At 68.6% G+C, this 25,099-nt stretch carries 24 protein-coding genes, 1 tRNA gene and 2 pseudogenes; 12 read left to right on the top strand and 15 right to left on the bottom strand.

Translation table 11 applies throughout. The annotated features are described in order from the left end of the window. Window positions 1-91 precede the first annotated feature (91 nt). The 4 genes and pseudogenes from plsX to AC1RU4_RS14550 all read left to right on the top strand — a co-directional run. On the top strand, window positions 92-1,180 hold the full coding sequence (plsX, locus tag AC1RU4_RS14565; protein ID WP_492891810.1) for a phosphate acyltransferase PlsX: 1,089 nt from the start codon (window positions 92-94) through the stop codon (window positions 1,178-1,180). After that, window positions 1,177-2,154, top strand: a complete 978-nt coding sequence (locus AC1RU4_RS14560) for a beta-ketoacyl-ACP synthase III (RefSeq protein ID WP_492891809.1) — start codon at window positions 1,177-1,179, stop codon at window positions 2,152-2,154. Before plsX ends, AC1RU4_RS14560 begins: the two co-directional genes overlap by 4 nt. Window positions 2,155-2,242: 88 nt before the next feature. Beyond that, window positions 2,243-2,560: pseudogene (locus tag AC1RU4_RS14555) on the top strand (integration host factor subunit alpha); the annotation flags it as partial. A 23-nt stretch (window positions 2,561-2,583) separates the two neighbouring features. Further along, window positions 2,584-2,856, top strand: a pseudogene (locus AC1RU4_RS14550) (MerR family transcriptional regulator); the annotation flags it as partial. A gap of 776 nt (window positions 2,857-3,632) precedes the next feature. Here the strand turns inward: AC1RU4_RS14550 and AC1RU4_RS14545 are convergent. Further along, complete coding sequence (locus AC1RU4_RS14545) at window positions 3,633-4,001, bottom strand: septal ring lytic transglycosylase RlpA family protein (RefSeq protein WP_492891808.1); 369 nt, start codon at window positions 3,999-4,001, stop codon at window positions 3,633-3,635. Window positions 4,002-4,500: 499 nt separating this feature from the next. Between AC1RU4_RS14545 and amaB the strand changes: the two genes are divergently transcribed. Beyond that, window positions 4,501-5,979, top strand: a complete 1,479-nt coding sequence (amaB, locus tag AC1RU4_RS14540) for an L-piperidine-6-carboxylate dehydrogenase (RefSeq protein WP_492891867.1) — start codon at window positions 4,501-4,503, stop codon at window positions 5,977-5,979. On the opposite strand, the gene AC1RU4_RS14535 is transcribed toward amaB, so the two are convergent. Beyond that, the gene (locus tag AC1RU4_RS14535) at window positions 5,925-6,722 is read right to left on the bottom strand and encodes a nitroreductase family protein (RefSeq protein ID WP_492891807.1); all 798 of its coding nucleotides are present in this window, start codon (window positions 6,720-6,722) and stop codon (window positions 5,925-5,927) included. The two genes, amaB and AC1RU4_RS14535, sit on opposite strands and share 55 nt — an antisense overlap. A 149-nt stretch (window positions 6,723-6,871) precedes the next feature. Between AC1RU4_RS14535 and AC1RU4_RS14530 the strand changes: the two genes are divergently transcribed. Further along, window positions 6,872-7,390: a GNAT family acetyltransferase gene (locus tag AC1RU4_RS14530; protein WP_492891806.1), complete on the top strand. Its 519-nt coding sequence runs from the start codon at window positions 6,872-6,874 to the stop codon at window positions 7,388-7,390. A gap of 102 nt (window positions 7,391-7,492) precedes the next feature. Here the strand turns inward: AC1RU4_RS14530 and AC1RU4_RS14525 are convergent, their stop codons facing one another. Continuing rightward, on the bottom strand, window positions 7,493-8,569 hold the full coding sequence (locus AC1RU4_RS14525) for an alginate lyase family protein (protein ID WP_492891805.1): 1,077 nt from the start codon (window positions 8,567-8,569) through the stop codon (window positions 7,493-7,495). A 284-nt stretch (window positions 8,570-8,853) separates the two neighbouring features. Here AC1RU4_RS14525 and AC1RU4_RS14520 point away from each other — a divergent pair. Further along, window positions 8,854-8,931, top strand: a tRNA-Pro gene (locus tag AC1RU4_RS14520). A 158-nt stretch (window positions 8,932-9,089) separates the two neighbouring features. Here AC1RU4_RS14520 and AC1RU4_RS14515 read toward each other — a convergent pair. From AC1RU4_RS14515 to AC1RU4_RS14505, 3 genes are all read right to left on the bottom strand, one after another. Then, on the bottom strand, window positions 9,090-9,680 hold the full coding sequence (locus tag AC1RU4_RS14515; RefSeq protein WP_492891804.1) for a histidine phosphatase family protein: 591 nt from the start codon (window positions 9,678-9,680) through the stop codon (window positions 9,090-9,092). Between the two features lie 62 nt (window positions 9,681-9,742). Continuing rightward, window positions 9,743-11,023: a nickel/cobalt efflux transporter gene (locus tag AC1RU4_RS14510; protein ID WP_492891803.1), complete on the bottom strand. Its 1,281-nt coding sequence runs from the start codon at window positions 11,021-11,023 to the stop codon at window positions 9,743-9,745. A 6-nt stretch (window positions 11,024-11,029) separates the two neighbouring features. Next, window positions 11,030-11,311, bottom strand: a complete 282-nt coding sequence (locus AC1RU4_RS14505; protein ID WP_492891802.1) for a metal-sensing transcriptional repressor — start codon at window positions 11,309-11,311, stop codon at window positions 11,030-11,032. Between the two features lie 305 nt (window positions 11,312-11,616). Between AC1RU4_RS14505 and AC1RU4_RS14500 the strand changes: the two genes are divergently transcribed. Next, the gene (locus tag AC1RU4_RS14500) at window positions 11,617-12,504 is read left to right on the top strand and encodes a 2-hydroxy-3-oxopropionate reductase (RefSeq protein ID WP_492891801.1); all 888 of its coding nucleotides are present in this window, start codon (window positions 11,617-11,619) and stop codon (window positions 12,502-12,504) included. 176 nt (window positions 12,505-12,680) lie between these two features. Here AC1RU4_RS14500 and AC1RU4_RS14495 read toward each other — a convergent pair whose 3' ends face one another. From AC1RU4_RS14495 to AC1RU4_RS14485, 3 genes are read right to left on the bottom strand one after another with little or no spacing between them, the layout of a single operon-like run. Next, on the bottom strand, window positions 12,681-13,658 hold the full coding sequence (locus AC1RU4_RS14495) for a carbohydrate kinase family protein (RefSeq protein ID WP_492891800.1): 978 nt from the start codon (window positions 13,656-13,658) through the stop codon (window positions 12,681-12,683). Next, window positions 13,655-14,098, bottom strand: a complete 444-nt coding sequence (locus tag AC1RU4_RS14490; RefSeq protein ID WP_492891799.1) for an RbsD/FucU family protein — start codon at window positions 14,096-14,098, stop codon at window positions 13,655-13,657. The genes AC1RU4_RS14495 and AC1RU4_RS14490 overlap by 4 nt, the downstream gene beginning before the upstream one ends. Window positions 14,099-14,101: 3 nt before the next feature. Beyond that, window positions 14,102-15,343, bottom strand: coding sequence for an ROK family transcriptional regulator (locus AC1RU4_RS14485; protein ID WP_492891798.1), 1,242 nt, complete (start codon window positions 15,341-15,343; stop codon window positions 14,102-14,104). 211 nt (window positions 15,344-15,554) lie between these two features. On the opposite strand from AC1RU4_RS14485, the gene AC1RU4_RS14480 reads away from it, so the two are divergent. The 4 genes from AC1RU4_RS14480 to AC1RU4_RS14465 all read left to right on the top strand — a co-directional run bounded on the left by AC1RU4_RS14480 (window position 15,555) and on the right by AC1RU4_RS14465 (window position 19,159). Beyond that, window positions 15,555-16,604 carry a sugar ABC transporter substrate-binding protein gene (locus tag AC1RU4_RS14480; protein ID WP_492891797.1) on the top strand — a complete coding sequence of 350 codons (1,050 nt, stop codon included), beginning with the start codon at window positions 15,555-15,557 and terminating at the stop codon, window positions 16,602-16,604. A gap of 119 nt (window positions 16,605-16,723) precedes the next feature. Continuing rightward, entirely contained in the window at window positions 16,724-17,809 is a 1,086-nt protein-coding gene (locus AC1RU4_RS14475; protein ID WP_492891796.1) for an ABC transporter permease, read from the top strand. Between the two features lie 53 nt (window positions 17,810-17,862). Continuing rightward, window positions 17,863-18,651, top strand: coding sequence for an ATP-binding cassette domain-containing protein (locus AC1RU4_RS14470; RefSeq protein ID WP_492891795.1), 789 nt, complete (start codon window positions 17,863-17,865; stop codon window positions 18,649-18,651). Window positions 18,652-18,931: 280 nt separating this feature from the next. After that, window positions 18,932-19,159: a DUF1127 domain-containing protein gene (locus AC1RU4_RS14465; protein WP_492891794.1), complete on the top strand. Its 228-nt coding sequence runs from the start codon at window positions 18,932-18,934 to the stop codon at window positions 19,157-19,159. Window positions 19,160-19,204: 45 nt separating this feature from the next. Here AC1RU4_RS14465 and AC1RU4_RS14460 read toward each other — a convergent pair whose 3' ends face one another. Genes AC1RU4_RS14460 through AC1RU4_RS14435 form a run of 6 tightly spaced genes read right to left on the bottom strand, consistent with a single transcriptional unit; the run spans window position 19,205 to window position 25,092 of the window. Further along, window positions 19,205-19,993: an alpha/beta fold hydrolase gene (locus AC1RU4_RS14460; protein WP_492891793.1), complete on the bottom strand. Its 789-nt coding sequence runs from the start codon at window positions 19,991-19,993 to the stop codon at window positions 19,205-19,207. A gap of 10 nt (window positions 19,994-20,003) precedes the next feature. Continuing rightward, on the bottom strand, window positions 20,004-21,053 hold the full coding sequence (locus AC1RU4_RS14455; protein ID WP_492891792.1) for a proline racemase family protein: 1,050 nt from the start codon (window positions 21,051-21,053) through the stop codon (window positions 20,004-20,006). Window positions 21,054-21,071: 18 nt separating this feature from the next. Next, window positions 21,072-21,974, bottom strand: a complete 903-nt coding sequence (locus AC1RU4_RS14450) for a dihydrodipicolinate synthase family protein (protein ID WP_492891791.1) — start codon at window positions 21,972-21,974, stop codon at window positions 21,072-21,074. Continuing rightward, on the bottom strand, window positions 21,971-23,758 hold the full coding sequence (locus AC1RU4_RS14445) for a cobalamin-dependent protein (protein WP_492891790.1): 1,788 nt from the start codon (window positions 23,756-23,758) through the stop codon (window positions 21,971-21,973). The genes AC1RU4_RS14450 and AC1RU4_RS14445 overlap by 4 nt, the downstream gene beginning before the upstream one ends. A 6-nt stretch (window positions 23,759-23,764) precedes the next feature. Then, a complete protein-coding gene (locus AC1RU4_RS14440) occupies window positions 23,765-24,079 on the bottom strand; it encodes an NIPSNAP family protein (protein WP_492891789.1) in 315 nt (104 codons plus the stop codon). Window positions 24,080-24,090: 11 nt separating this feature from the next. Beyond that, window positions 24,091-25,092 carry a 4-hydroxyproline epimerase gene (locus AC1RU4_RS14435; RefSeq protein WP_492891788.1) on the bottom strand — a complete coding sequence of 334 codons (1,002 nt, stop codon included), beginning with the start codon at window positions 25,090-25,092 and terminating at the stop codon, window positions 24,091-24,093. Window positions 25,093-25,099 lie beyond the last annotated feature (7 nt).

Here is a 25,099-nt window from a genome sequence, read left to right as displayed (position 1 = left end):
GCTATTGTCACGCGGCTGCAACTGGGGCATGCCCTCATCATCCCTCGGCCTTGCCCGCCGGCACCGAACGAACGAGACCAGTAGCCGCTTCATGTCATCGCCCGTCCGAATCGCGCTCGACGTCATGGGGGGAGACCACGGTGCGGGTGTCGTGCTTCCCGGTGCCGAGATCGCGCTCACGCGCCATCCCGACATCCGGTTCCTGCTGTTCGGCGACGAGGCCAGGATCAAGGCCATCCTCGCCACGCATCCGCGCCTCGCGGCGGCGAGCTCGATCTTCCACACCGACGTCGTCGTGGAGATGCATGACAAGCCGAGCCAGGCGCTGCGGCGCGGCCGCAAGGTCTCCTCGATGTGGCGCGCCATCGACGCGGTGAAGCTGCGCGAGGCCGACTGCGCGGTCTCGGCCGGCAATACCGGCGCGCTGATGGCGATGGCCAAGGTCAACCTCAAGACCATGGCCGGCATCAGCCGCCCCGCCATTGCCTGCCTGTGGCCGACCCTGCGCGGGGAGAGCGTGGTTCTCGATGTCGGCGCCTCGATCGGCGCCACCGCCCAGCACCTCGTCGACATGGCGGTGATGGGCGCGGCGATGGCGCGCATCGTCTTCGACATCGAGCGGCCGAAGGTCGGGCTGCTCAATGTCGGCGTCGAGGAGATCAAGGGCGTCGAGGAGGTCAAGGAGGCCGGGGTCACGCTCAAGGCCGCCGACCATCCGGGGCTGGATTATTGCGGCTTCGTCGAGGGCAACGATATCGGCCGCGGCGTGGTGGACGTGGTGGTCACCGAGGGGTTCTCCGGCAATATCGCCCTGAAGACCGCCGAGGGCACCGCCAAGCAGTTCGCCGAATTCCTGCGCGGGGCGATGCGCTCCAGCCTGATGGCGCGCATTGGCTACCTGTTCGCCCGCGGCGCCTTCCGGGTGCTGCGCGAGAAGCTGGACCCGCGCAAGTCGAATGGCGGCGTGTTCCTGGGATTGAACGGCGTGGTGATCAAGAGCCACGGCGGAACCGATGCCGAAGGGTTCGCCTCGGCGATCGACATCGGCTACGACATGGTGCGCTACGCCTTGCTGTCGCGCATCGAGGCGGGCATCAAGGGGCGGCCGCGCACGGCCGACGCCGGCTCCGCGCCGGCCCCGGCCGACGCACAGGCGCCAGAACTGCAGGTTTCATCGTGAGCAGCTTGACTTCAGTGGTCCGCGGCGTCGGCGCGTACCTGCCGGCCCGTACCCTCAGCAATGCCGACCTGGCGCTGATGGTCGACACGTCCGACGAGTGGATCGTCCAGCGCACCGGCATTCGCGAGCGCCACATCGCCGCCGACGACGAGGTGACCTCGGACCTCGCCCTGAAGGCGGCGCGCGCGGCGCTCGACAATGCCGGGCTCGACGCGCAGGACATCGACCTCATCGTGCTGGCGACCTCGACCCCGGACAACACCTTTCCCGCCTCGGCGGTGACGGTGCAGGCCGGGCTCGGCATCACCCATGGCGCCGCCTTCGACGTGCAGGCGGTGTGCTCGGGCTTCGTCTTCGCGCTGGCGACCGCCGACAACTTCCTCAAGGCCGGCAGTTTCCGCCGGGCGCTCGTCATCGGAGCCGAGACCTTCTCGCGCATCCTCGACTGGTCGGACCGCACCACCTGCGTGCTGTTCGGCGACGGCGCCGGCGCCGTCGTGCTGGAAGCCGTGCCGGCCACCGGTGCCGCCGACGAGCGCGGCGTGCTGACCACGCATCTGCGCTCGGACGGGCGCCACAAGCACAAGCTCTATGTCGATGGCGGCGTCTCCTCGACCCGCTCGACCGGCTTTCTCAGGATGGAGGGACGCGAGGTGTTCCGCCACGCGGTGGGCATGATCGCCGACGTCATCACCGACGCCTACAACGCCACCGGGATCACGTCGGCGACCATCGACTGGTTCGTGCCGCATCAGGCCAATCGCCGCATCATCGACGCCAGCGCGGTCAAGCTCGGCATCGCGCCGGAGAAGGTGGTGCTGACGGTCGACAAGCACGGCAACACCTCGGCCGCCTCGATTCCGCTCGCGCTCGCCAGCGCGGTGGAGGACGGGCGGATCAAGGCGGGGGACGTGGTGCTGCTGGAGGCGATGGGCGGCGGCTTCACCTGGGCCTCGGCGCTGGTCCGCTGGTAGCGCAAGGCGTACGGTCGCCCGTTGACCTGTGCCGTCGACGGCGCCTAGGCTGACGGACAGATAGCGCCAAGCAAATGAAGACAAGAGGCGGAGACGGGCAATGGCAGGTCGGACGATCACGCGCGCGGATCTTTGCGAGGCGGTATATCAGCGCGTGGGGCTGTCGCGGACCGAATCCGCCACCCTGGTGGAGACGGTGCTCACTGAAATCGCCGATTGCGTGGCGCGCGGCGAGACGGTGAAGCTCTCCTCCTTCGGCTCGTTCGTGGTACGCCAGAAGGGCGAGCGAATCGGCCGTAACCCGAAGACCGGCGAAGAGGTGCCGATCGCGCCGCGCCGCGTGATGGTGTTCAAGCCGTCGAACATCCTCAAGCAGCAGATCAACGGCGACACGACCGAGTCGTGAGCTGACGGGGGGAGTTCTCGGCCGTGGAGAAGAGCCCGGACGCGTTCCGCACGATCAGCGAGGTCGCCGAAGAGCTCGATCTGCCGCAGCATGTGCTGCGCTTCTGGGAGACCAAGTTCCCGCAGATCCATCCGCTCAAGCGCGGCGGCGGCCGGCGTTACTACCGCCCGGACGACGTGGAGCTGCTGCGCGGCATCCGCCACCTGCTCTACGGGGAAGGCTACACGATCCGCGGCGTGCAGCGCATCCTGAAGGAAGAGGGGCCGCGCTACGTGCAGGCGATCCTGCGCGATGCGATGGGCGAGGGCATGCCGGACGAGGACGGGCGCTATGGCGTCGATGCCGGCCATCCCGGTGTCGCGCGCCGCCCGGCGCCGGCCGATGGCAAGTCCGAGGCGAAGTCATCCTCGCTCAGCGGCTTCTTCGGCCTGCTGCCCGGCCGCCGCGGCGGAGCGGGCGCCCCGGTGGAGGAGCCCGAATTGGCGCCGGAACGTGCGCCGTCCCGCAAGCCGAGCCGCCGGCGTGCCTCCGACGACGAGCCGAATTTCCTCGACATGCCGCTGCTGCCGGAGATCGATCCGCCGCGCCCGGCGGCGCAGGGGCGCCATGGCGAGATGCGGCATGCCGAGCCCCGGCATCTGGAGCCGCCTTTCATGCCGCCGGACGACGGGCCGGTGTTCCCGTTCCGCGGCATCGGGCCGGAACCGGCTCCCGTTCCGCACCGCATGGAGCGCCATGAGCCGCCGCTGACCCAGCCGCCGCTGGCCCAGCCGCCCTATATGCCGCCGCCGCCGCAGCCGATCGAGCGCGCGGAGGCGGCGCGGCTGACCTCGTTCCGGCCCGTCGAGGGGCCGGATTTCGGGCGCTCGCGGCTGTCGCCCGAGGACCTGCAGCAGCTGGAGGCGGCCTTGTTCGAATTGCAGGAATGCTCTCGCCTGCTCGACGAGGCGCGCCGGGGCGGGACCAGCCGGCGCGAACCGATGGGCGACTACTGACCGGGGCGACTACTGACCGAGGCGAGCCGGAGCGGGGCGAGCCGGAGCAGGGCCTTGGCCGCCGCCCCGGCGCCGCATCACTGCACCACGGCCATTTCGACCTTGGCGACGCCGCGCTGACGGAAGCCGAGGCTCTCGGCGGCAGCGGTCGAGACATCGATGATACGACCGCGGACAAAGGGACCGCGATCATTGATGCGCACGACGACCGAACGGCCATTTGCGGCGTTGGTCACCCGCACCTTCGTGCCGAAGGGCAGGCTGCGATGCGCGGCGGTGAGGGCCTGAGCGTTGTGGCGCTCACCGTTGGCGGTGCGTCCGCCATAGCCGTAATAGGAGGCCATCCCACTGGTGGCGACTGGTTTTTTTGTCTCTGCGAAAGCAGCATTGCCGCTGGCGGCGAAGATGATCGCGGCGGTGAGTGTCGCGCCGGCGACCCGTCCCATTCCCCAAGCCGTCAATACCTCTGTCCTTCTCCTGTTGCATCCAGAAGACCGGATGGAAAAGGAGCGTGACCGGAGTGAAGCTATTCTATGTCGATAATGTGATTTCGCGAATCAGCCTATGGAATAATCCATGCATAATTCATATGCGAACAGGCTCATTCTGGCAGTGTTCGCGACCTATTGTCGAGGCTGATCGTGCCGTAGATGTGGGTTATACGCAGCATAAATTCAAGAGATCGCTGCAAGGTAAAAACACCTCTGTCGCGCGCGGCAATCACGGGGCCTCATCTGTCGGGGCAGGGCGGGCTCCGCCCTTGGGCGTGATGGATTTGTGCCGCCAAGCGGTGCTATGCACGCGCAAATCCAGCCGTGCGAGGAGCATGAGACCATGACGGGCCAGATCAACGCAGCCAAGATCAACGCAGCCAAGATCAACGCGTCCAGGATCAACGCGTCCCTCGGACCGGTGGCCGGTGAAGTGGCGGAACTGCTCGCCGCCATGGGGGTCGACGAGGCGCTGTGGCGCGGCGGCAGCCGGCAGGTGCGCTCGCCGGTCACCGGCGAGGTGGTCGCCAGCGTCGCCGAGGCGTCGGCGGCCGATGTCGGCGCGGCGGTGGAACGCTCGGTCGCGGCCTTCCATGCCTGGCGCACCGTGCCGGCGCCGCGCCGGGGCGAGCTGGTGCGCCTCATCGGCGAGGAGTTGCGGGCGCACAAGGTGGCGCTCGGCCGCCTCGTCACGCTGGAGGCCGGAAAGATCCTCTCCGAGGGCCTCGGCGAGGTGCAGGAGATGATCGACATCTGCGACTTCGCCGTCGGGCTGTCACGCCAGCTCTACGGCCTCACCATCGCCTCCGAGCGCCCCGGCCACCGGATGATGGAGACCTGGCACCCGGTGGGTCCGGTCGGCATCGTCACCGCCTTCAACTTCCCGGTCGCGGTATGGTCGTGGAACGCGGCGCTGGCGCTGGTCTGCGGCGACAGCCTGCTGTGGAAGCCCTCCGAGAAGACCCCGCTGACCGCGCTCGCCGTGCAGGCGCTGTTCGATCGCGCGGCGGCCGCCTTCGGCGACGCGCCCGAGGGCCTGTCGCAGGTTCTGGTCGGCGGCGGGGAGGTCGGCGCGGCGCTGACCGACGACACCCGCGTGCCGGTGATCTCGGCGACCGGCTCGACCCGCATGGGCCGCATCGTCGGCGAGCGGGTGGCGAAGCGCTTCGGCCGCTCGATCCTCGAACTCGGCGGCAACAACGCCGCCATCGTCTGCCCCTCGGCCGATCTCGACCTCGCGTTGCGCGGCATCGCCTTCGCCGCCATGGGCACCGCCGGCCAGCGCTGCACCTCGCTGCGCCGGCTGATCGTCAACGAGGGCGTCTACGACACGCTGGTGCCGCGCCTTGCCCGCGCCTATGGCTCGGTCGCCATCGGCGATCCGCGCGCGGCCGGCACGCTGATCGGCCCGCTGATCGACAAGGCGGCCTTCGACGGCATGCAGGCGGCGCTGGAGCAGGCCAGGGCCGCCGGCGCCACCGTGCATGGCGGCGAGCGCGTGGCGGTGGCCGGCGCCGACGACGCCTATTACGTGCGCCCGGCGCTGGTGGAGATCGACAGCCAGGTCGACGTGGTGAAGCACGAGACCTTCGCGCCGATCCTCTACGTGCTGCGCGTCGGCGGCCTCACCGAGGCCATCGCGCTGCAGAACGGCGTGCCGCAGGGCCTGTCCTCGTCGATCTTCACCAATGACATGCGCGAGGCGGAGGCCTTCATGTCGGCGGAGGGCTCGGATTGCGGCATCGCCAACGTGAATATCGGCCCTTCCGGCGCCGAGATCGGCGGTGCCTTCGGCGGCGAGAAGGAGACCGGCGGCGGGCGCGAGGCCGGCTCCGACGCCTGGAAGGCCTATATGCGGCGGGCGACCAACACCATCAACTATTCCCGCGCGCTGCCGCTGGCCCAGGGCGTGTCGTTCGACGTCGGGGAATGATCCTCGGGCGAATGATCCTCGGGTGAGTGCATGGCGGGCCGCCAGCGCGCCACCACGCGGGCGGCCTCCGGGCGCGGACGGTCGGGGCTGCCCACCGTCGGCCGGCCGATATGGATGAAGCCGGCGACCTTCTCGCCGGCCTCCACGCCCAGCAGGGCCGCCGCGCGGGGGTCGCGGCCCGGCCATTTCAGCAGCCACTGGCTGGCGAAGCCCAGCGCGCTCGCCGCCACCGTGAGCGCCATGCCGGCGGCGCCGGCGGAGAGCACCTGGTTCCATTCCGGCACTTTGGCCGCCGGGTCCGGCCGGCTGACCAGCACCACGGTCAGCGGCGCGCGCATCAGGTAGAGCGTCCACATGTCGGCCTTGGCCGCCGGCAATTCCGGGTTCTGCCGCGCGTAGAGCGCGTCCAGCCGGGCGCCGAGCGCCTGCCGGTCCTCGCCCTCGATGACGATGAAGCGCCAGGGCGTGAGGCGCCCGTGGTCCGGCACCCGCAGTGCCAGCGCGAACAGGCGGTCGAGCTCGGCCGGGCTCGGGGCCGGTCCTCCCAGGCTGCGCAGCGGCGCCGAGCGGCGGGTGGCCAGCCGCTCGACCATCGGCTCCAGCGCCGGCGGCGGCACGAAGCCGGGATCGCGGGCAAGCTCGGCGCCGGCGTGGGCGTGGTGCCGCACCTGCGCGTCGTTCTCGATCCGGGCGCGGCTTTCGATCTGGGGAAAGCTTTCGATTTGGTCTTGGACATGCGCCATCGAGGACCTCCGGTCGTTGTCGCGCCCGCGACTATACACGAGCCGATGCCGCGGCACGTCCGACTGCCGGTTCAGCGGCCGGTTCACCTATACTTGCCGGCCGGCGGCGGCGGCCTAGTTCCTTGACGTCAATGGAGCTGCGCCCTGCCATGAGCCTCGTCATCCGCGTCGTCTTCGCCCTCGGTGCCTGCGCCCTGATGGCGGTGGCGGCGGTCCTGCTGGTCTACGCGCCCTATACCGCGCTGCGCGAGGGGTTGAGCGGCGATCATATGGTGCATGAATCGCTGCTCAACGTGGTGGGCTATCTCATCGTCGCCATCGCGCTGTTCGACGTCGCCAAATATTTCTTCGAGGAGGAGGTGCCGGCCGGCCGCGAGAAGCGCACGGCGGCGGATGCGCGGCGCGGGCTCACCAAGTTCCTGTCCACCATCATCATCGCCATCTTCCTGGAGGCGCTGGTGCTGCTGTTCGAAACCGCGCGCGAGGATATCTCCGACGTGGTCTATCCCGCGGTGCTGGTGATCACCGGCTGCGCGGCGCTGGTCTCGCTCGGCCTGTTCCAGCGCTTCAGCGCCTCGGTGGAGCGCCAGATCGGCCCGGAACGCGAGGCGCGCGAGGCCGGGAAGGACATGTCCGGCCTGCAGGAGGCGCGACAGGAATCGCAATGAGGTCGAGGCGTCCGCATCGCGCGCCGCGGCGACATGTTCGCCATGTCCTTGTTCTCGACGCCCCTGTTCTCGATGTCCTTGCGGAGATCGGCGCCGGGTTCGTCACGCCAGCTGCCAGAATGGCATGATCCCGTCATGCGGGGGGAAAACGGGCTTTACGTCCATCTTGTCGGTTATGCCGTCGAGCGGATCGATGGCCGCGCCATTTTCCGTCGCAGCGAACCAGATCGGCAGAAAGCGGTCGCGGTCGAACGCGTCGATCTGGACGTAGGGCCACTCATGTCGGGCAAGGGACAGCAGCCATTCGCAGGCGAGGCGCAAGGTCGCGCCATTGGGCGCGCGAAGCGCCCAGAAGTCGTAGCCGTACTGCTTGCCGAGCGTGGCAAGATTGAGCCAGCCCTGCAGGTTGAAACAGCAATAATGTTGAGATGTCGCGCGGGTTATTTCGTGCGGCTGGGAGCCATCACCCAAAAAATGATCCCGAAACCGGACGATGGCGTGATCAAGAGTGCGGTACAGCATCAGGTCGTCGCCAAGGATGGCTGAAATCGAGGCGACCTGAAGATCGTAATAGGTGCCATGGTTGTTCCTGGCGGCGCGCTCCAGCACCCCTTGCCGGGATTTGATCAGCCAATTGACATAGGACTTGAGCCAGGCGCGGAACTCCCTGATCTCATGGCTTGTCAACATTCTCGCGGTCAGCAGGACACGAACCGCATCGAGGTAGAAGTAGAAATCCTTCATTTCGATGAGGCCGGTCGGCGAGCCGAAATTCTTGTTATGCCCCAAGCGAACCTGGGCATATTTCAGGTGCCGGGTCATGCGCGCATCGGGGTCGATAAAGAAGCGGACCAATATGGACTTGGCGTGCTCGATATAGGTGCGTTCGCCCGTCTCCTTCCACGCGAGCGTCAGGATGCGCGAATCGTCGAAGACCCGTTGGAGGCGTGTCCGGTCGTATTTGTCGCTGTCGGGCTCATACATGCGTGTTCCCGGCACACGCACGCCGTCCCGCATGACATAGGGCAGCCCGTCGGGCGTATGGGGGTTCGGCCAGAAATACGGGGCGGGATGGAAGTAGTCGCGACGGGATCCGCTGGGAGGAAGCGCCGTCTTGTCGATCACCGAATAGGGGCCGCGCGCGAGGGCCTCGTCCGCCTCGGCAAGCAGTTGCCGCATTATGGTCATCTATCGTCTGCACCGCCCTTTCCGGGTCTGGCGGGGAATATGAACCGCACCGTATATCCTTACCAGATCTCGGGTTTCCGTTCGCGTTTCCGCGGCCTTTTTCGCGATGGCGGCTCTCCGCCGGGCGTCGCGGGATGCCATCGGCATCCGGCGCCGGATTCCATCGGCTCTTTCCACATGCCCCGACGCGCCCAGGCATCATTTTAGCCCGCTCCTGCGCATGGCGGCTTGCGCTTCAACCGTCAAATCATTAGGAAGACAGCGCCTCACGGCGTCGGAGCGTAGCGCAGCCTGGTTAGCGCACTAGTCTGGGGGACTAGGGGTCGGAGGTTCAAATCCTCTCGCTCCGACCAAAAACTCCATAAAAATCGATGAGTTGCCGCCAAAGCTTCATGTGCTTGGCGAGGACGCTTGCGTCAGCCGGCTCCGTTAGGGGCACGGGCTCCGGGAAGCGTCCGCGAGAATGGAATCGAACGCGCCGCCGGCCGTCCGCGCGGCAGGCATGACGGCGTCATCCCGCTTGGGGCGGTGCGGGAGAAACGTTCCAGCGCGAGACGACCCTCGTCTCGGGATGGCCGGGATCGAAGCCAAGAATGCTGCAGGTCGCCGTCCCGAGCAGGAAATGCTGCGCCTCGGCGAGATCGAGGCCGATCCACCGGGTGGCGAGGCTGCGCCCGAAATGGCCATGCGAGAACAGCGCGATCGTCCCGGTCAGCGCGCAAAGCCGGTCGATCAGGCGATCGGCGCGCGCGGTTATCTGCCGGGGCGATTCCCCGCCGGGACAGCCGTCGCGAAAGATGCTCCAGTCGGGCCGTGTCCGGCGAATCTCGTCGGAACGCAGGCCTTCGAACTCGCCATAATCCCATTCCGCCAGATCCAGCTCGATCTCGATCGTCGTGCCGATGCCGGTCAATTCGGCGGTCTGGAGAGCCCGCACCCGAGGGCTGCTGAAGGCTTGGGAAAAAACGGTGCCGCCGAGATACGCGCCCAGCCGGCGCGCCTCGTCCTCGCCGTGAGACGTCAGCGGAATGTCCGTGCGGCCCGTGTGCTGGCCCGACAGCGACCACGAGGTCTGCCCGTGGCGGATCAGGTAGACCTGCAAGGTAGCCGGGGGATTGGCCGCCGGAGGATGGGCGCCGTCGGGATGGGCGCCGATATGCGTCGTCATGGGGTGCGCAGCTCCACCACGGCGTCGGGAGCGTTCAGCGCCCGGATGCCGGTCCAGCCGTGCCAGCCGACATAGAGGCCGACCGCCACCAGCAATGCGCCGGAAAGATACGGCGCCCGCCGTGCCGCCGTCGAGAACCAACTCCAGCGCCTGGTCGCGTGCTGCACGCTGAGCGCGGCGGCGGCGCCGACCGTCACCAGCGTGATGGCAAGGCCGATGGAGAAGCACAGGACCAGCGTGAAGCCGAGGGTGAATTCCTGCAATTGCAGGCACAGCAGCAGCACGGTGATGGCGGCCGGGCAGGGGATCAGCCCGCCGGTGAGGCCGAACAGCACGATCTGCCAGGTCGTCACCTTGCGATCGGTGAAGCGCCGGCGGATGTCGTTGGCGTGGGCAAGCTCATGAGGGTCCTGATAGCCGTCGGTGGCGATGTCGAGCCCGCGCATTTCCTCATGCAGATGGTCGTGGCCGGCGGTGGTCTTCAGGAACGACACGTCGAAATCATGCGAATGATTGCCATGACCGAGCGCGATGCGGGTCATGAAATCGAAGGGCTCCGGGATCGCCTCCACGCTTTCGATGTAGCCGTCGCGCTCGGTGAAGGAGAAGGTCTGGCTGCGCCCGTCCGGGCGCTCGGTGGTCAGCGCCACCTCGCGTGCCGCCCAGGGCTTGCCGCGCTCGGGGCTGAAGCGCCAATGCGCGTCGCCATTGCGGTGGTCGTGCAGCTCCAGCTTGTGCAGCCCGTGGCCGGTGTCGATCATGCGGGTTTCGGAGGCGGCGTGCCGGTGGTCGTGATGGCCGTGATCATGGCCGTGGCCGTGGTGCCGGTCATGCGTGTGGCCGTGGCCGTGGTCCTCGTCCGGCCCGTGATGGGGATGGCCGTGGCTGTGCCCGGGGCCATGCCCATGTCTTTGCGCCGCCTGCGCCATCCTCTGGTCCTGGCGGGTGCGCCAGAGCATCCACAGCGCCATGGCGATGATGATGATCGCCGAGACGAATTGCAGGTAGGGCTCGAAGGTCTCCGCCGCGACGCCGCGCCACAGATACATGCCGCCGAGCGCGATGCCCCACACCACCATCGTATGCGAGACGGTGGCGGCGAGGCCGAGCAGCACCGCCTGCAGCACCGTTCCGCGCACCGCGACGATGAAGGCGGCCATCATCGTCTTGGAATGGCCGGGCTCCAGTCCGTGCAGGGCGCCGAGGAGGATGGCGCTGGGAATGAACAGCCAGGCGTGGGCGGAACTCTGCTGGATCAGCTCGGCAAAGGGGGGCATCGGACCTCAGAGATATTTGATGATGTTCTTGAAATCGTCGATCGAGCGCCGCTGATCCCGCTCCAGCGGAGCCACCACCTCGTCGAGGCAATGGTCGAGATGGTCCTGGATCAGCGTCTTCTTGGCCTGGCTGATCGCCTTCTCCACCGCATGCAGCTGCTGGGCGATGTCGACGCAGGGACGGCCGGTCTCCAGCATCTCGATCACCGTGCGCAGGTGGCCGTGCGAACGCTTCAGCCGCTTGACGATCTCGGGATGGGTCTCGTGGATGTGAGGGTGGTCGCTCATGTCAATATCCTATCCCCCTGGAGGGGTTATTTCAATCCCCCTGGGGGGATGAGACGATGATGGGCCGCTGCCCTCCGTGATGGACGATTCAGCGGCGGGTGGACAGTCTCGGCGTGCGTGGGGCGGCTGGGAAGAGGCGCGGCGCCGGCCGAGGGGGAGGGCCCACATCCGGGCTCTTACATGGTCGAATTGATCGGGACCGCCATCGGTCGCATGGTCGCCGCCGGTGAATGGGCGCTCGGCCGGTTGCGGGCGAGGGCATGCCGGTGCGGGCATCGGCGCGACGGGTTCAGGGAGAAGTGAATATGAAGGTCGGATTTGTCGGTTTGGGCATCATGGGCGCGCCGATGGCGGGGCACCTGATCGCCGCCGGTCACACGCTCTACGGCCAGTCGCGCAGCGGCCTGCCGCCGGCGCTGGAGGCGGCCGGTGCCCTGGCCTGCGCGACGGCCGAAGACGTGGCGCGGCAGGCCGACGTCATCTTCACCATGCTCCCCGACACGTCCGACGTCGCCAAGGTCCTGTTCGGCGAGAACGGCATCGCGGCCGGGCTCAGTGCCGGCAAGATCGTGGTCGACATGTCGTCGATCGCGCCGGTGGAGACCAAGGAATTCGCCCGCAAGATCAACGAGCTCGGCTGCGACTATCTCGACGCCCCGGTCTCCGGCGGCGAGGTCGGCGCCAAGGCGGCCTCGCTGACCATCATGGTCGGCGGCCCCGAGGCCGCCTTCGAGACGGTGAAGCCGCTGTTCGAAAAGATGGGCAAGAACATCACCCTGGTCGGCGGCAATGGCGACGGCCAGACCACCAAGGTGGCCAACCAGATCATCGTCGCGCTCAACATCCTCGCCGTGGGCGAGGCGCTGCTGTTCGCCTCCAAGGCCGGGGCCGACCCGGCCAAGGTGCGGCAGGCGCTGATGGGCGGCTTCGCCAATTCGCGCATCCTGGAGGTGCATGGCGAGCGGATGGTGAAGCGGACCTTCGCGCCCGGGTTCCGCATCGAGCTGCACCAGAAGGACCTGAACCTGGCGCTGACCGGGGCGCGGCAGCTGCAGATGGCGCTGCCGGCGACCGCGGTGGCGCAGCAGCTGTTCAGCGCCTGCGCCGCCAATGGCGGGGCGGCCTGGGACCATTCGGCGCTGGTGAAGGCGCTGGAGATGCTCGCAAACCACACCGTCGCCCCCGATGCGTGAGTGAGGCGGCGCCGGGTGGAGCGGCTTCAACCGTTCGCGGCCGCGCAGGTAGCGGCGGTCGCGCATCACGACGAACCCGCGCCGCCGGTCGTTCAGGGGGATCGGCATCGAGCGGCAGGCCGATCCCGCGGTGACGGCGCCCGCGCTCAAGCAGGCTTCTCCGGCGCGGCGCCGGTTCAGGCGCTGGCGGCCAGCCGGGCCGGCGCTTCGTCGGCGAGCACCGCCTCGACGTCCCCGAGGTTCGGCAGGTCGGCTCCGCGCCGGGTGATGGTCACCGAAGCCGCCGCCGTCGCATAGGTGAGCAGGTCGCCGAGCACGTCCTTGTCCAGCGCGGCGATCGCGGCATCGTCCAGCCGGCCGGTGGCGGCGAGCCGCGCCAGCAGGGCCGCGTGGAAGGTGTCGCCGGCGCCCACGGTGTCGCGCACGCTCACCTTGCGGCCCGGCACGCTCACCGTGCCGCAGGCGCCGAACGCGACCGCGCCCTCGGCGCCGCGGGTGATCACCACCAGCTTCGCGCCATAGCCCAGCCAATAGGCGGCGGCGTCCGCCAGCGAGGTCTCGGGACCGAAGGCGGTGCGCACGTCCTCGTCGCTCGCCTTGACGATGGTGGCGGTGCGGTAGAAGCGCTCGGCGGCGGCGCTCCAGCGCTTCATGTCCGACACCACGGTCGGGCGTATATTCGGGTCGACGCTGATGACGCGCCGGCCCTTCTCGCGGTCGGCGAGCAGGGCATAGGCCGAGCCGACCGGCTCCACCACCATGGTGTAGGAGCCGAAGGTCAGGGCCCGCACCTCGTCCGGCAGGGCGGCGGGCAGGTCTTCCGGCGCCAGCGAGCGGTCGGCCGCCGCCTCGCCATGGAAGGAATAGCTCGGCTGGCCGTCCGGCGCGGTCGCCACCGCCGAGATGGTGGTGAGCCGGTCGGTGCGGACGAGGAAGCGGGTGTCGACGCCCTCGCGCGCCAGCACGTCGGCGAGCAGCGTGCCGAAGCGGTCGCGCGACACGCCGCCGAAAAACGCCGAGCGCGCGCCGAGGCGCGCGAGCCCGATGGCGACGTTGAAGGGCGAGCCGCCGGCCACCGCGCGGGCCGGCATTTCCGTGCCTTCCGGCAGGCCGACGAACAGGTCGATCAGCGCTTCTCCGCAGACGAGGATCATGTCGCCGCTCCTTCGGGATGGATCACGCCCTTGCGCAGCACGATATTGCCATAGAGCCGCCGCTCGCCGCTGGCGACGATGGCATAGGCGGCGCGCACGCGATCGTAGAACGGCTCGCCGGCGATCGGCACCAGAAGGAAGCCGGGCTCGCGGCGGTCGATGATCGCGGTGAATTCGGCGAAGACCGACTCGATCCGCTCGCATTCCCCGAAGGCGCAGGGGCGGAAGGCCGCGTCCGGCACCGCCGCGTCGAGCGGCATGACCGACAGGATGGCGTCGAGGATGGCCGGCGCGGAATGGCCGTCCAGGCGCACCAGGCGCCTGGCATGCGCCGTCGCCGGATAATTGCCGTCGACGATGGCGATCTCGTCGCCATGGCCCATGGCGCGAAGGATCATCAGAAGATCGGGGCCGAGCAGCGGATCGATGCCCTTGAGCATGGTCTATTCCTTGAAAAGGACGTCGAAATCGCGAGCGAAGGTGGCGAGCAGCGGCAGCGCCGCCCCGCCGATGGCCCGTGCGTCGCGCCCGACCGAGCCCTCCACCACCAGCGCCTCGGTGAGGCCCTGCCGGTCGATGGCGGCGAAGCGCTGGCGGGTGCGTTCCACCAGCCGGGTGCGCACGTCGGCGGGAAAGGCGCCGTCGATGACGATGGCCTCGAAATCGATCACCGACAGCATGGCGGCGATCGCCTGGGCGAGGCCGTCCGCCGCCTCGTCCAGCCATTCCTCGAGCGGTTCGGCGAATTTCGACCAGTCGTCGGGCGAGAGCCAGATGTCGGTGCCGGGCAGGCCGCGGGCGATCAGCCGCCGCTCCAGCCGGTAGATGGAGGCGATGCGGATCAGCTGCTGCAGGCTCGCCGTGCCGTCCGCCTCGCGCCGCAGGATCGGCATGGAGCCGAGCGCGCCGGCATTGCCGCTGCGGCCGGGGAACAGGCTGCCGTTCAGCACGATGCCGCCGCCGACGAAGGTGCCGATATAGAGATAGGCGAAGTCGTGGAAGCCGGCGCCGCGCCCGAAGGTCAGCTCGGCTGCGCAGGCGGAGGTGGCGTCGTTGCACATCCGCACCGGCCAGTCGGGGAACAGCTGCCCCAGCTCGTGCGTGGCGTCGAAGGTGCGCCAGATGGCGAGCGCGCCCGGCGGCGTCTCGAGGTCGGTCTCCCAGTTCCACAGCTCGAACGGCATGGCGACGCCGAGGCCGGTGATGCGGGCGCGCTGCTCGGCGGAGAGCCGGCCGATCAGCCTGGGGATCTCGGCCTGCGCGAAGTCCAGCAGCGTCTGCGGCAGCGGATAGGCGTAGGTGATGCGGGCGCGGGCGCGGATGCCGGCGGTGAAATCCATCAGAACGAGGTCGGACGAGCGCCGGCCGATCATCAGGCCGAGCCCGAAGGCGCCGTCGGGATTGAGCGAGAACGGCACGGAAGGCTGGCCGATGCGCCCGCGCTGGCGCTCGCCGGCGATCAGCAGCCCGTCGGCCTGCAGCCGGTTCATGATCACGGTGGTGGTCTGCGCCGACAGGCCGGTAAGGCGGGCGATGTCCACTTTCGCGAGCGCGCGGTGCCGGCGGATCAGCGACAGGATCAGCCGCTCGTTGTAGAGCCTCACGCCGCTCTGGTTGGTGCCGCGGCCGGACGGCGAGGGCGGTGCGGAATCGTCGAGAATCGCAAAGGACGCCGTGTCGTCCATTCCCTGAGCTCCTCACCGTCTTGTTTTCGTGCTGCCGCTTTTAGCGTCGGCTTATCGTGCAGAGCATGAGGCAGGCAAGCCAGTTCTGTCAATTATTAAATCCGAGTGATTTATTTATTGACAGCCTCGCCGCTCTCCGGCTTCATGGAAGCGTCAAGAACACGACACGGGCCTGAACCGTGCGTTCCACTGGATCCCAAGGGAGGGAAGAATGCGCCGCTCTTTTCGGCAGAATGCCGCTTTCGCCGCCGTTTCCGTCATTGCGCTCGCCATCGGCTCCGCCGCGGGTCTCGGCCTCGCTGCCGCCGCCGACAAGCCGATCGTCGGCATCATCACCAAGACCAACACCAATCCCTTCTTCGTGAAGATGAAGGAAGGCGCCGAGGCCAAGGCCGCCGAGCTCGGCATGGAGCTGCGCTCCTTCGCCGGCAAGGTCGACGGCGACAACGACTCGCAGGTCGCCGCCGTGGAGAACCTGATCGCCGCCGGCGCCAAGGGCATCCTCATCACCCCCAGCGACTCGCGCGCCATCGTGCCGTCCATCGAGAAGGCGCGCGCCGCCGGCATCCTGGTGATCGCGCTCGACACCCCGCTCGATCCGGCGAGCGCGGCGGACGCCACCTTCGCCACCGACAATTTCCTCGCCGGCCAGTATGTCGGCCAGTGGGCCGCCAAGGCTCTGGGCGAGAAGGCCGGCACGGCCAAGATCGCCCTGCTCGACCTCAACGTGAACCAGGTCTCGGTCGACGTCGCCCGCGACCAGGGCTTCATGAAGGGCTTCGGCATCGACCTCGGCAATCCGGCGGTCATCGGCGACGAGAAGGACAAGCGCATCGTCGGCCACGACACCACCCTCGGCAACGAGGAGGGCGGCCGCAAGGCGATGGAGAACCTGCTGCAGAAGGATCCCGAGGTCTCGGTGGTCTACACGATCAACGAGCCGGCGGCGGCCGGCGCCTATGAGGCGCTGAAGTCGGTCGGGCGCGACAAGGACGTGCTGATCGTCTCGGTCGACGGCGGCTGCCCCGGCGTGCGCAACGTGCAGGACGGGGTGATCGGCGCCACCTCGATGCAGTTCCCGCTGCTGATGGCGTCCATGGGCGTGGAGGCGGTGAAGAAATACGCGACCGACGGCTCGAAGCCGAAGGCGACGCCCGGCCTCGACTTCTTCAACACCGGCGTCGAGCTCATCACCGACAAGCCGGTCACCGGCCTGCCGTCGATCACCTCCGAGGCTGCGCTGAAGAAGTGCTGGGGCTGACCGCCCCGTCATCCGTGTCCCGGCGCAAGCCGGCGATTGAACCATCCGAGGGTCGCATAAGCGACCCTCCCGGCCCCGCGCATCGCCGCGCGGCGGCCGGTATGCGGGAGGAAACGGCGATGTCCGATGTCAGCAATACCGGCCGACCCCCGATACAGGGTTTCGAGGCGGTGCTCGAAAAGCGGGAGACCCGCGTCGCCGAATTCGACGTTACCCCCAAGTCGCCACTGCAGCGCGTGCAGCATTTCCTGCACGCCAACCCGACGGCGGTGCCCGCCATCGTGCTGCTGCTCGGCATTGTCGGCTTCAGCCTCATCGTCGGCGGCCGCTTCCTGTCGTCCTTCAACCTGTCGCTGATCATCCAGCAGGTGACGATCATCGGCATTATCGGCATCGCCCAGACGCTGATCGTCATCACCGCCGGCATCGACCTGTCGGTCGGGGCGATCATGGTCCTGTGCTCGGTGGTGATGGGCAAGCTCGCCATCTCGGTCGGCCTGCCGGTGCCGCTGGCCTTTGCCGCCGGCATCGCGGTGGGCGGTGGCTGCGGCGCCATCAACGGCATCCTGGTGACGCGGCTGAAGCTGCCACCCTTCATCGTCACCCTCGGCACCTGGTCGATCTTCTTCGCGCTCAATCTCTGGTATTCGGCCTCCGAGACCATCCGCTCGCAGGACGTCGCCAAGGCGGCGCCCTTCCTGCAGTTCCTCGGCACGCCGGTGGACGTGCTCGGGGCCCGCTTCACCTATGGCTCGTTCTTCCTGCTCGGGCTGGTGGCGGTGGTCTGGTACATCCTGAACCGCACCGCCTTCGGCCGGCATCTCTATGCGGTGGGCGACGATCCCGCCGCCGCCGAACTCTCCGGCATCCGCACCCAGAAGGTGCTGTTCACCGTCTATGTCGCGGCGGGCGTCATCTGCGCCCTCGGCGCCTGGGCGCTGATCGGCCGCATCGGCTCGGTCAGCCCGCAGGCGGGCCAGACCGCCAATCTCGACAGCATCACCGCGGTGGTGATCGGCGGCGCCAGCCTGTTCGGCGGGCGCGGCTCCATCATCGGCACGCTCATCGGCGCTCTCATCGTCGGCGTGTTCCGCAACGGCCTCGCGCTCTCCGGCGTCGATGTGCTGTGGCAGGAATTCACCGTCGGCATCCTCATCATCGTCGCAGTCGCCCTCGACCAGTGGATCCGAAAGGTGTCGGCATGATCACTCAATCGACTCTCACGGAACTCAGACCCGCTTCCGCCCAGACCTCCGGCATGGCTGCCCCCGCGGTCACCCCGGTCCTTGCCGCCCGCGGCCTCGTCAAGCGCTATGGCCGCGTCACCGCCATGGACCACGCCGATTTCGACCTCTATCCCGGCGAGATCCTCGCCGTGATCGGCGACAACGGCGCCGGCAAGTCCTCGCTCATCCGCGCTCTGTCCGGCGCGCTGGTGCCGGACGAGGGCGAGGTCCTGCTCGACGGCGCGAAGGTCGACTTCAAGTCGCCGCTCGACGCGCAGAAGGCCGGCATCGAGACGGTGCACCAGTCGCTGGCGCTCTCGCCCAGCCTGTCGATCGCCGACAACATGTTCCTCGGGCGGGAGATGCGCCGCCCCGGCATGCTCGGCTCGGTGTTCCGCATGCTGGATCGCCCCGCCATGCAGAAGATCGCCCGCGACAAGCTCACCGAGCTCGGGCTGATGACGGTGCAGAGCATCAACCAGCCGGTGGAGACGCTGTCGGGCGGCCAGCGGCAGGGCGTGGCGGTGGCGCGCGCCGCCGCCTTCGGCTCGCGCGTGGTCATCATGGACGAGCCGACGGCGGCCCTCGGCGTCAAGGAATCGCGCCGGGTGCTGGAACTGATCCTGGACGTGCGCTCGCGCGGCCTGCCGATCGTGCTGATCAGCCACAACATGCCGCATGTGTTCGAGATCGCCGACCGCATCCATATCCACCGGCTCGGCCGGCGGCTCTGCGTCATCGACCCGAAGGAATACACCATGTCGGACGCCGTGGCCTTCATGACCGGGGCCAAGGCGCCGGCGGAGGAAATGGCGGCTTAGGAGGAAACGGCGGCTTAGGCCTGCCGAATCGAAGACCGTTTTATCGATCGGACGCTCTCATCTTGTTGGAAAGAGCTCCGTCACGGGATCGCGGACCGTCTCCCGCCGGCTCCGCGTACTGCCGCCGATCCGCTCCACGCCGGGGGCGGGTCGGCGGTTTCTCGTCTGAACGCCACGCATTGCTGCTGTGCGGGAACCGCGCTTCTGCGATGCTGCGATGCACACTATATTGTCCTCGTCCTTGCTGCTCTGCAGCATGAAGATCGAGGAGAAAAACATCATGCAGATCGATCAGATCGGCATCGCCTTGCGGGCGGCCTTTGAGCGCCGCCGCCACTACAACCAGGTCCGCCGCGAGCTGGAATCCTACCAGGATCGCGAGCTCGCCGAGCTCGGCCTCAGCCGCTACGACATTCACGATGTCGCCCGCCAGGCCGCCGAGAGCGCGCCGGTCGAGCCGGCCGTCGAGCATCACCAGCCCCGCCTGCACCTCGCCCGGGCCGCCTGAGGCAACACGGCTTCAGGCCGACGGTGGATCAATCCGCCGCCGGCGTCACGCCGCCAGGAATTCCCGCACCGCCCGCGCGAAAGCGTCGGGACGGGTGCGCGGATAAAAATGCCCGCCGGAGAAGGTCAGCAGCCGGGCGCCGGGAATGGCTCCCGCCAGCCTCTCCGACTGGGCGAACAGGATCATCTCGTCGTCTGTCGCGCCGATGACCAGCGTGGGCGCACGGATATTGCCCAGTTCGGCCGCGCGGTCGAAGCCGAGCAGCATGCGGATGCGTGCGGCCGTCACTTCCAGCGGCGCCAGAGCCGTCGGCGCGCGCGCCACCGCCGCGTCCAGCTCTGCCTCATGGGCGGCGATCCAGTCGGCGTCATAGCCCAGCACATGGGTGAAGGCCTGGTAGATTTCCGGCTGCCCGGCATCGAGCAGCGCCAGCCGCGCCGCGAACAGCGCGCGGAAGCGCGCATCCGGCCCCGGCCAGCTTCCCGAGATCACCAGCCGCCGCACCCGGTCCGGCGCGTCGAGCGCCAGCGTCTGCACCACCGTGCCGCCGGTGGAATGGCCGACCAGATGCGCGTGCGCGCAGCCCTCCCGGTCCATGATCTCCCGGACGTCGGCGGCGATGCGGCCGATATGGTAGGGGCCGGCCGGCCGGTCGCTGCGCCCGGCGCCGCGATGGTCGAGCGAGATCAGCCGGAAGCGGTCGGCGAGAAGCGCCGCCACCGGCTCCCAGAAGCGCCCGTCGCCGCCGAGGCCGGGGATGAGAACCACAGGCTCGCCATCCCCCGTCACGTCGTAATGCACCCGGCAGCCGTCGGAGGCGACGAGTTCGCTCATAGGCGCTCCCTCAGATCGGCTGCTCGCCGGTATAGCCCGGCCAGGTATCGCCGAGCCGGTAGCCGTCCGGGAACGGATCGGTCGGGTCGAGCACATATTGGTGGAAGGCGGTGATCCAGCCCGGCCCGGTAATGGTCGGCAGCACCGCCGGCTTGCCGCCCAGCTCGGTGGTTCTGCGCAGGCGGCCGATGAACTCGGTGCCGATCAGCGAACGGTGCGCGAAGCGCTCGCCCACCTGCAGCAGGCCCTTGGCGTGCAGCACCGCCATGCGCGCGCAGGTGCCGGTGCCGCAGGGCGAGCGGTCGTGCCGGCCCGGCGAGACGATGACGGTGTTCTTAGAGACCAGCCCCTCGGCGTCGCGCTCCAGCGGTCCGGCGAACAGGGTCTGGTTGATGGTGTGGATGTCCGGGTTCTCGGGATGCACGCAGGGAATCTGCTCGGCCGCCGCCTTCTTGATGCGCTCGCCGACCTCGACCAGTTCCCCGGCTTCCTTCAGCTCCAGCTTGTAGCCGAGGGCGGCGGCATCGACGATCGCGTAGATCATGCCGCCATAGCCGACATCGACATTGATGGTACCGAGCCCCGGCACGTCCACCTTGGAGTCGAGCGCGAAGGCGAATCCCGGCACATTGTCGAAGGTGACGCTGACGCATTTGCCGTCGCGGCATTCGGCCGAGACCTTCACCAGGCCGGCCGGCGCCTCCAGCGTCAGATGCGTCACCGGCTCCTGCATCGGGATCATGCCGGTCTCCAGCAGCGCGGTGACGGTGCAGATCGTGTTGGTGCCGGACATCGGCACGTAATAGTCCGACTCGATGATGACGAAGCCGGCATCGGCCTCCGGCGTGGTCGGCGGCAGCACCAGATTCACGCATTGCGAGACCCTGCCGCGCGGCTCGTTCAGCAGGAACTTGCGCAGCCAGTCCTGGTGGGTCTGCACATATTGCATCTTCTCGAACATGGTCTTGCCGGGCACGTCGCGCACGCCCCCGGTGATGACCTCGTTGAGTTCGCCGGCGGCATGGGCGCCGACAACGGTGATCATTCGGCTGAATCGCATCGACGCCTCTCCTCGGGTTCAGTGGGTGCCGCGCGCCTTGAGCGCGTCGACGGTGTCCTGGATGACCGACAGCACCCGTGCGCGTTCCTCGCCGATCAGCGGTAGGCGCGGGGCGCGCACCCATTCCGGCGCGCCATAGGTGACCATCTCGGCGAGCTTGATGTACTGCACCAGCTTGACGTCGGTATCGAGATGGAAGGCCGGGGTGAGCAGCCGGTAGAGGCCGAGCGCCTCCGCGAACCTGCCGGCCCTGCACAGGTTGAACAGCGTCACGCATTCGACCGGCCAGGCATTGGTCATGCCGGACACCCAGCCGGTGACGCCGAGCGCGGCGCTCTCCAGCAGCAGGTCGTCGACGCCGCAGAACACCGAGAAGCGGTCGCCGCACTCGTTGTAGAGGTCGGTGACGCGGCGGATGTCGCCGGTCTCCTCCTTGATGCAGACGATGTTCTCGACATCGGCGATCTCGTTGAGGATCGCCGGGGTGACGTCGACGCCGTACGCAATCGGGTTGTTGTAGATCATGATCGGCAGGCCGCAGCCGGTGCCGAGGGTGCGGTACCACTGGGCGGTCTCGCGCGGATCGCTCTTGTAGGCGATGGAGGGGAACGCCATCAGGCCCTGTGCACCGAGCTTCTCGTAGTGGCGGGCGGAAGCCAGCGCGTCGGCCATGCCGACATGGGCGAGGCCGGAGAGCAGCGGCACCCGGCCGGCCACCGCCTCCCTGGCGGCGAGGATGACCGACTCGCGCTCGGTGGCGGTCAGCGAGGCGTTCTCGCCCAGCATCGGCAGCACGATGACGCCCGAGACGCCGCCGGCGATCAGCCGGTCGATGCTGGCCTGCGTCGCGGCGAGGTCGACGCTCTCGTCCTCGCGCAGCTTGGTGGTGACGGCGGGGAAGACTCCGGTCCAGCGGGTCATGACGTTTCCTTTGGCGCGCGTTTCTGGGTAGCCGGCAAAGCGGCGATGAGGTCGATCAGCCCGGCCGGGCTGTCGCAGGGGGTGAGGCCGAGCGCCTCGATGTCGGCGGTGACGTCGACCGGCAGGCCGGAATTCGACTCGTCCGGCACCTGGTTCAGCCGCCCGCCGATGCAGACCGGCAGGTCGGCCCCGGCGCGGGAGAGCGCGTCCTTCACCTCGCCGGCATAGGTGAGCGCGATGCCGTTATAGGTGCTGATGGCGATGAGGTCGGCGCCGCCCTCCAGCGCGGTCGCGACCAGATCGTCGGCATCCACCGAGGTGCCGCCCTCGACGATCTCGACGCCGAGATGGGCGAGGATGCGGGCGACGAGGTTCTTGCCGTGCTCGTGCACGTCGCTGGAGGCGACGCAGGCCCTGAGCCCGCGCCCGGCAATGCGCCGTGCGGCGTCGGGAGGCACCGTGCCGGCCCAGCGCCGCGCCTCGTGCTCCAGTTCCTCGACCCATTCCGCCAGCGCGATGGATCGGCGCCCGCTCCACGCGGCCGGATCCGGCGCGCCGGCGCCGAAGGCGGCTTCCAGCCGCTTGGGGCCGATGCGGCGAAGCGCCAGCATCAGCTCGGCGGGATCGGCGATGTCGATGCCGATCTCCACCATGCCGTCGATGAGGCGCCGGGCGAAAAGCTGCCCGCCTTCCACCAGCCGGCCCGCCAGCGCGTCGACCGGGGCGGTATCGATCAGCGCCCCGGCGGCGCCGGCATGCTCCACCAGCCGGGCGGCGAAGGTCTGTGCGTCGATGATCTCGTCGATGTCGGGGATGCGCTCGTTCTCGGTCACCGGCACCGGATTGACGGCATGGCCGGAATTGAGCCGGGTAAGCGCCCAGATGTCGGCCTGCAGATAGCTGGCGAGGCTGGCATAGTTGCCGGCCGGGGTGGATTTGTAGCTCACCGTGTTGCCGAACATCATCGTGCCCGGCGTGTCGCTCACCCGGCAGAGCGCGGTGTGGAAGGCCATGCGCACCAGCGGCGCGGTGAAATGGTGGCCGAAGCAATGCGAGGCGCGCGCGCCGATCAGCGTCTCGACGATGTATTTCTCGACGATCACCATGCCGAGCGCCGAGCTCATGTCGGCGAACAGCCCGGCGAAGCCGTCGTCGAGATTGGAATGCGCCAGCACCTCCACCGGCTGCGCGGCGATCAGCCCCAGCGCCGTCACCGTCGCTTCGGTGGTGGCGACGTCGTCGTCCCAGTCCGGCAGGCGGAAGGTGAAATATTGCCCGAGATTGCCGATGGCGGTGGCGCCCGCCGCCAGCGCGCCCTTGGTGTTCTCCAGCGCGCCGGGCAGGCCGAGCATGAAGTCGCCGAAATGCGCGGCGGCCGGCGCGGCATTGGTGATGCGGGCGAAGGCTTCCGGCCCGTCCAGCACGATGCCGGTGCCGCGCCGGCTGCCCCGACGCATGTCCGGCGGGTAGCCCATGGTCCAGTCGAGGGTGATGCCGAAGCGGTCCACCGTGACGCCGCGCGCGGCGCAGGTGGCGTGCACCTCGGCGATGGCGGCGACGGTGCGCTCCACCGAGCGGAAGCCGATATGGGCGTGCTGCATGATGCGGCCCTGCGCCGCCATCGTGCGCTTGTAGTCGGCCTCGCAGGCGACGCCCCGCGCATCGAGAAAGGCGTTGCGCCCCACGCTCCAGTCGCGCGCCAGACGCCGGCCCTCGTCCAGCAGGTCACGGCCGGGACGCAGGTTCGGCGGGATCAGCTCGGCGCGGGAGGGCAGCGGCGGCATGGCGCGTCACTTCATCGGCGAGAAGGAGGTCGGCACCAGGATGCGGGTGTTCTGGCGCTCGACCATGCCCTTGATGGCGTCGAGATAGTCCTGCCACGGCGCATGGGCCATCATGCGGGCGCGCCGCGCCTCGCGGTCGCCGAGGCTCTCGTAGCGCCACAGCGCCACGACATGGTTCAATTCGCCGATCTCGGTGGTGAAATAGCCGACGAACTCGCCGAGGAAGTCCTTCTGGATCTGCAGGCCCAGCGTCTCGTAGGCGGTGACGAAGTCCTTCAGGTAGCCCGGACGGATGTGATAGTCGCGTTCCTCGATGATCATCGTGCTGCTCCTCACGCCAGCTGGAAGCCGAAGGCGAGCGGGTCGCGCTCGTCGACGGTGATGGTGTTGTGGCCGTAGACCCGCGCCCAGCCGCCGATGCTGGGGCGGATGGCGGGGCGGCCGGCGACCTCGGCGGCGCTTTCCACCCGGCCGTGGAACAGCGTGCCGATGATGCTCTCATGCACGAAGGCGTCGCCGACCTTGAGCAGCCCCTTGGCGACGCGCTGCGCCATGCGGGCGGAGGTGCCGGTGCCGCAGGGCGAGCGGTCGATGCCCTTGGCGCCGTAGAACACCGCGTTGCGGGCATCGGCTTCCGGGTGCCTGGGCCCGTCCGCCCACATCACATGGCTGACGCCGTTGATGCGCGGGTCCTCCGGGTGCACCGGCGCCACCGCCTTCTGCACCGCCTCGCGCACCACCGGGCTCCATTTCAGGATCGCCTCGGCGTTCATCGTGTCGAGGCCGGCCCAGTTCTCCTGCGGCTCGACGATGGCGTAGTAATTGCCGCCATAGGAGACGTCGACGGTCAGCTCGCCGAAGCCCGGCACGTCGACCGTCACGCCCTGCGCATGCAGGTAGCTCGGAATATTGTACAGCCGCACCTGGTCGACGAAGCGGCCGTTGCGCGTGTACGCGACCTCGACCTTGCCGGCCGGCACCTCCAGCGACAGCCGCCCCTCGACGCGCGGCACCACGAAGCCCTGTTCCAGCGCCACGGTGACGGTGCCGATGGTGCCGTGCCCGCACATGGGCAGGCAGCCGGACACCTCGATGAACAGCACGCCGAGCTCGCAATCCTCGCGCGAGGGCGGGTAGAGGATCGAGCCGGACATCACGTCATGGCCGCGCGGCTCGAACATCAGCGCCTTGCGCACCCAGTCATGGTCCCTCAGGAAGATCTGCCGCTTCTCGGCCATGCTGACATTGGGCAGCATCGGCGCGCCGCCGGCGACCACGCGGACCGGGTTGCCGCAGGTATGGGCGTCGACGCAGAGAAAGGTGTGCGGGTTCATGGCGTTG

Source organism: Ancylobacter sp. GW821-FHT10E12 (genome assembly GCF_058809335.1).
The sequence above is the reverse complement of the archived record's forward strand: the minus strand, read 5'-3'. Positions and strand labels throughout refer to the sequence as shown.

What these genes read in the sequence shown, in the direction of transcription:
- plsX (WP_492891810.1), top strand. Translation starts at nt 92, where the DNA reads ATGTCATCGCCCGTCCGAATCGCGCTCGACGTCATGGGGGGAGACCAC.
- AC1RU4_RS14545 (WP_492891808.1), bottom strand. Translation starts at nt 4,001, where the DNA reads ATGGGACGGGTCGCCGGCGCGACACTCACCGCCGCGATCATCTTCGCC.
- amaB (WP_492891867.1), top strand. Translation starts at nt 4,501, where the DNA reads ATGGGGGTCGACGAGGCGCTGTGGCGCGGCGGCAGCCGGCAGGTGCGC.
- AC1RU4_RS14535 (WP_492891807.1), bottom strand. Translation starts at nt 6,722, where the DNA reads ATGGCGCATGTCCAAGACCAAATCGAAAGCTTTCCCCAGATCGAAAGC.
- AC1RU4_RS14530 (WP_492891806.1), top strand. Translation starts at nt 6,872, where the DNA reads ATGAGCCTCGTCATCCGCGTCGTCTTCGCCCTCGGTGCCTGCGCCCTG.
- AC1RU4_RS14525 (WP_492891805.1), bottom strand. Translation starts at nt 8,569, where the DNA reads ATGCGGCAACTGCTTGCCGAGGCGGACGAGGCCCTCGCGCGCGGCCCC.
- AC1RU4_RS14510 (WP_492891803.1), bottom strand. Translation starts at nt 11,023, where the DNA reads ATGCCCCCCTTTGCCGAGCTGATCCAGCAGAGTTCCGCCCACGCCTGG.
- AC1RU4_RS14505 (WP_492891802.1), bottom strand. Translation starts at nt 11,311, where the DNA reads ATGAGCGACCACCCTCACATCCACGAGACCCATCCCGAGATCGTCAAG.
- AC1RU4_RS14500 (WP_492891801.1), top strand. Translation starts at nt 11,617, where the DNA reads ATGAAGGTCGGATTTGTCGGTTTGGGCATCATGGGCGCGCCGATGGCG.
- AC1RU4_RS14495 (WP_492891800.1), bottom strand. Translation starts at nt 13,658, where the DNA reads ATGATCCTCGTCTGCGGAGAAGCGCTGATCGACCTGTTCGTCGGCCTG.
- AC1RU4_RS14490 (WP_492891799.1), bottom strand. Translation starts at nt 14,098, where the DNA reads ATGCTCAAGGGCATCGATCCGCTGCTCGGCCCCGATCTTCTGATGATC.
- AC1RU4_RS14485 (WP_492891798.1), bottom strand. Translation starts at nt 15,343, where the DNA reads ATGGACGACACGGCGTCCTTTGCGATTCTCGACGATTCCGCACCGCCC.
- AC1RU4_RS14480 (WP_492891797.1), top strand. Translation starts at nt 15,555, where the DNA reads ATGCGCCGCTCTTTTCGGCAGAATGCCGCTTTCGCCGCCGTTTCCGTC.
- AC1RU4_RS14475 (WP_492891796.1), top strand. Translation starts at nt 16,724, where the DNA reads ATGTCCGATGTCAGCAATACCGGCCGACCCCCGATACAGGGTTTCGAG.
- AC1RU4_RS14470 (WP_492891795.1), top strand. Translation starts at nt 17,863, where the DNA reads ATGGCTGCCCCCGCGGTCACCCCGGTCCTTGCCGCCCGCGGCCTCGTC.
- AC1RU4_RS14465 (WP_492891794.1), top strand. Translation starts at nt 18,932, where the DNA reads ATGCAGATCGATCAGATCGGCATCGCCTTGCGGGCGGCCTTTGAGCGC.
- AC1RU4_RS14460 (WP_492891793.1), bottom strand. Translation starts at nt 19,993, where the DNA reads ATGAGCGAACTCGTCGCCTCCGACGGCTGCCGGGTGCATTACGACGTG.
- AC1RU4_RS14455 (WP_492891792.1), bottom strand. Translation starts at nt 21,053, where the DNA reads ATGCGATTCAGCCGAATGATCACCGTTGTCGGCGCCCATGCCGCCGGC.
- AC1RU4_RS14450 (WP_492891791.1), bottom strand. Translation starts at nt 21,974, where the DNA reads ATGACCCGCTGGACCGGAGTCTTCCCCGCCGTCACCACCAAGCTGCGC.
- AC1RU4_RS14445 (WP_492891790.1), bottom strand. Translation starts at nt 23,758, where the DNA reads ATGCCGCCGCTGCCCTCCCGCGCCGAGCTGATCCCGCCGAACCTGCGT.
- AC1RU4_RS14440 (WP_492891789.1), bottom strand. Translation starts at nt 24,079, where the DNA reads ATGATCATCGAGGAACGCGACTATCACATCCGTCCGGGCTACCTGAAG.
- AC1RU4_RS14435 (WP_492891788.1), bottom strand. Translation starts at nt 25,092, where the DNA reads ATGAACCCGCACACCTTTCTCTGCGTCGACGCCCATACCTGCGGCAAC.